The organism is Amnimonas aquatica (assembly GCF_002943415.1).
In the GTDB taxonomy this organism is placed as follows: Bacteria; Pseudomonadota; Gammaproteobacteria; order Pseudomonadales; family Moraxellaceae; genus Perlucidibaca; species Perlucidibaca aquatica_A.
The window spans coordinates 1-3,443 of the sequence record NZ_PTQZ01000192.1; the positions used below are offsets into that span (position 1 = coordinate 1).

Genomic DNA, 3,443 nt, shown 5'->3' on the forward strand with positions numbered 1-3,443 from the left:
TTGCTGCTGCGTCTGCACGAATACTTCTCCACCCGCAACGAAAGCCATGCTGCCGTGCTGCAGCAGGGCAGCCTGCGCATCGATACCGTGACCCAGTCGGCCAGCATCGGCCATCTGCCGCTGAGCCTGTCGGCCCAGGGCCTGCGTCTGCTGCAGCTGTTCCTGCAGCACCCCGGCCGCGTGTTCAGCCGCCAGCAGCTGCTGGATGCGGTGTGGGGCAACTACGGGGCCATCGAGCCGCGCAGCGTCGATGCCCAGATCTACCGCCTGCGCCGGCAGCTCGAGGAGCACGGCCAGGGCGAGCTGCTGGAGTCCGTCCGCGGCCAGGGCTACCGCCTGCGGCCTGATGTGCGACGCAAGGATCCGCTGCCGGGTGGCGCCCGCTTCAGCCTTTAGAGTTTTTTCGTATATCCATCTAAAAAATCATTCTTTTCCATGGAATGCGGCAGCCGATAGGCTTGCCGCATTACCCATTTATCTGCATTTCAGGAGTCTGCCGGATGTCTTCCCAAGTCCCCGCTGCCAGGCGCAAGCCGAAACGGGTGTTGCCCGGCTTCGGCCTGACGCTGGGCTACAGCGTGACCTACCTCAGCCTGCTGGTGCTGATTCCGCTGGCCGCCGTGTTCCTGAAGGCGACCGGCCTGACCTGGCAGGAATTCACCAACATCATCTTCTCGCCGCGCGTGCTGGCGTCCTACAAGATCAGCTTCGGCGCGGCGTTCATCGCGGCGGTCATCAATGCCTTCTTCGGCTTCCTGGTGGCCTGGGTGCTGGTGCGCTACCCGTTCCCGGGCAAGCGCCTGGTCGATGCCCTGGTCGACCTGCCGTTCGCGCTGCCGACGGCGGTGGCGGGCATCGCGCTGACCGCGCTGTATGCGCCCAACGGCTGGTTCGGCAGCGTGCTGATCGAGTACGGCATCAAGGTCGCGTTCACGCCGGTGGGCATCGTGGTGGCGCTGACCTTCATCAGCCTGCCGTTCGTGGTGCGCACGGTGCAGCCGGTGCTGGCGGACCTGGAGGCGGAAGTCGAGGAGGCCGCGGCCAGCCTCGGCGCCAGCCGGTGGCAGACCTTCAAGGCGGTGATCTGGCCGGCGGTGCTGCCGGCGCTGATCACCGGCTTCGCGCTCGCCTTCGCGCGCGCCATCGGCGAGTACGGCTCGGTGATCTTCATTGCCGGCAACATGCCCATGGTGTCAGAGATCGCGCCGCTGCTCATCGTCACGCAGCTGGAGCAGTACAACTACGAAGGCGCCACGGCCATCGCCGCCGTCATGCTGGTGATTTCGTTCGTGCTGCTGCTGCTCATCAACAGTCTGCAGATCTGGGTGCGCCAGCGCGGCGCGCGGGGAGAGGAATGACATGGCCAGTCTGAGCAACAAGAAGCCCAGCGCGGCGCTGCGCGATCCGGCATGGGTTCGCTACGGCCTGCTGGCCGTGGCCTTCACCTTCCTGTCGCTGTTCCTGTTCGCGCCGCTGGTGGCAGTGTTCACCGAGGCGCTGCGCAATGGCTGGGGCGCCTACCTGGCCGCCTTCGATGACCCCGATGCCTACGCGGCGATCAAGCTGACGCTGCTGGCGGCGGCGATCGCGGTGCCGGTGAACGTGGTCTTCGGCGTGGCGGCGGCCTGGGCCATCACCAAGTTCGAGTTCCGCGGCAAGGCACTGCTGATCACGCTGATCGACCTGCCGTTCGCGGTCTCGCCGGTGATCGCCGGCCTGGTGTTCGTGCTGGTGTTCGGCGCCCACAGCGCGCTGGGCAGCTGGCTCATGGACAACGACATCAAGATCCTCTTCGCGGTGCCCGCGATCGTGCTGGCCACGCTGTTCGTGACCTTCCCGTTCGTGGCCCGCGAGCTGATTCCGCTGATGCAGGCGCAGGGCTCGGAAGAGGAAGAGGCGGCCATCACCCTCGGCGCTTCGGGCCTCAAGACCTTCGTGCGGGTGACGCTGCCCAACATCAAGTGGGGCCTGCTCTACGGCGTGATCCTCTGCAACGCGCGCGCCATGGGCGAGTTCGGTGCGGTGTCGGTGGTGTCGGGTCATATCCGCGGCATCACCAACACCATGCCGCTGCACATCGAGATTCTCTACAACGAGTACCAGTTCGTGGCGGCGTTCGCGGTGGCCACGCTGCTGGCCTTGCTGGCGCTGGTGACACTGGCCATCAAGTCGTGGGTCGAGTGGCGCATGGCGGCCGAGCTGGCCGCGCAGGATAAAGGTTTTCAGGAGTCCGGCCCCGCGCCGTCCGTTCAGGCAAACAGCATTCAGGAGAGCAGGGCATGAGCATTGCCATCGAATCCATCAGCAAGCAGTTCGGCAATTTCACCGCGCTGAACCAGGTCAACCTCGACATTGACGGCGGCGAGCTGGTGGCGCTGCTGGGGCCGTCGGGCTGCGGCAAGACCACGCTGCTGCGCATCATCGCGGGCCTGGAAACGCCGGACAGCGGCCGCCTGGCCTTCCATGGCGAGGACACCACCGACACCCCGGTGCGCGAGCGCCAGGTCGGCTTCGTGTTCCAGCACTATGCGCTGTTCCGCCACCTGACCGTGTTCGAGAACGTGGCCTTCGGCCTGCGCGTGCGTCCGCGCAAGACGCGCCCGAGCGAAGCCATCATCCGTCACAAGGTGCACGAGCTGCTGCAGCTGGTGCAGCTGGACTGGCTCGCCGACCGCTACCCGAGCCAGCTTTCCGGCGGCCAGCGCCAGCGTATCGCCCTGGCGCGCGCGCTGGCGGTGGAGCCCCGCGTGCTGCTGCTCGACGAGCCCTTCGGTGCGCTCGATGCCCAGGTGCGCAAGGAGCTGCGGCGCTGGCTGCGCCGTCTGCACGATGAACTGCACATCACCTCGGTGTTCGTGACCCATGACCAGGAAGAGGCGCTGGAAGTCGCCGACCGCGTGGTGGTGCTCAACCGCGGCCGCATCGAGCAGGTCGGCGCGCCGGCGGAGGTCTACCACAACCCGGCATCGCCGTTCGTGGTCGAGTTCCTCGGCCAGGCCAACAAGCTGCCGGCGCAGGTCAGCGGCGGCCGGGCCGACGTGCTGGGCTGGCAGCTGCCGGCCGGCAGCGTGGCCGATGGCCAGGGCGTGGCCTATGTCCGCCCCAGCGACTGGAGCCTGTCGCACCATGCCGTCGACGGCAGCCAGGAGGTCACGCTGAAGGAAGTGCGCGCCGTCGGCCCGCGCTGGCAGCTGGAAGTGGTGCATGCCGGCCAGCCGCTGGAGATCGAGCTGTCCACGCGCGATGACCTGGGCGATGCCGACCTGACGCCGGGCCACGCGCTCTGGCTGCATCCGCGCAAGGCGCACCTGTTCGCTGGCCAGGCCGGCTGAGCGCGAGTATCCGTGCCAGGGCTGGTGCGGTGTCCGGTACTTCCGGCACCGGACCGGTCGCCGGCATCGGGTTTGGTGCCGGCAGCGGCTACAATGCCCGCTTTGCATGAT

At 67.2% G+C, this 3,443-nt stretch carries 4 protein-coding genes; all 4 read left to right on the forward strand.

Features of this window, described 5'->3' with window-relative positions:
* Window positions 1-396, forward strand: a 396-nt coding sequence (locus C5O18_RS07630; protein WP_162495440.1) for a winged helix-turn-helix domain-containing protein, incomplete at its 5' end; no start/stop codon positions are given.
* 104 nt (window positions 397-500) lie between these two features.
* Window positions 501-1,358, forward strand: coding sequence for a sulfate ABC transporter permease subunit CysT (gene cysT, locus C5O18_RS07635; protein ID WP_105192881.1), 858 nt, complete (start codon window positions 501-503; stop codon window positions 1,356-1,358).
* A gap of 1 nt (window position 1,359) precedes the next feature.
* Entirely contained in the window at window positions 1,360-2,283 is a 924-nt protein-coding gene (cysW, locus tag C5O18_RS07640; protein WP_105192883.1) for a sulfate ABC transporter permease subunit CysW, read from the forward strand.
* A complete protein-coding gene (locus tag C5O18_RS07645; protein ID WP_105192885.1) occupies window positions 2,280-3,332 on the forward strand; it encodes a sulfate/molybdate ABC transporter ATP-binding protein in 1,053 nt (350 codons plus the stop codon). Before cysW ends, C5O18_RS07645 begins: the two co-directional genes overlap by 4 nt.
* Window positions 3,333-3,443 lie beyond the last annotated feature (111 nt).

What these genes read in the sequence shown, in the direction of transcription:
- cysT (WP_105192881.1), top strand. Translation starts at nt 501, where the DNA reads ATGTCTTCCCAAGTCCCCGCTGCCAGGCGCAAGCCGAAACGGGTGTTG.
- cysW (WP_105192883.1), top strand. Translation starts at nt 1,360, where the DNA reads ATGGCCAGTCTGAGCAACAAGAAGCCCAGCGCGGCGCTGCGCGATCCG.
- C5O18_RS07645 (WP_105192885.1), top strand. Translation starts at nt 2,280, where the DNA reads ATGAGCATTGCCATCGAATCCATCAGCAAGCAGTTCGGCAATTTCACC.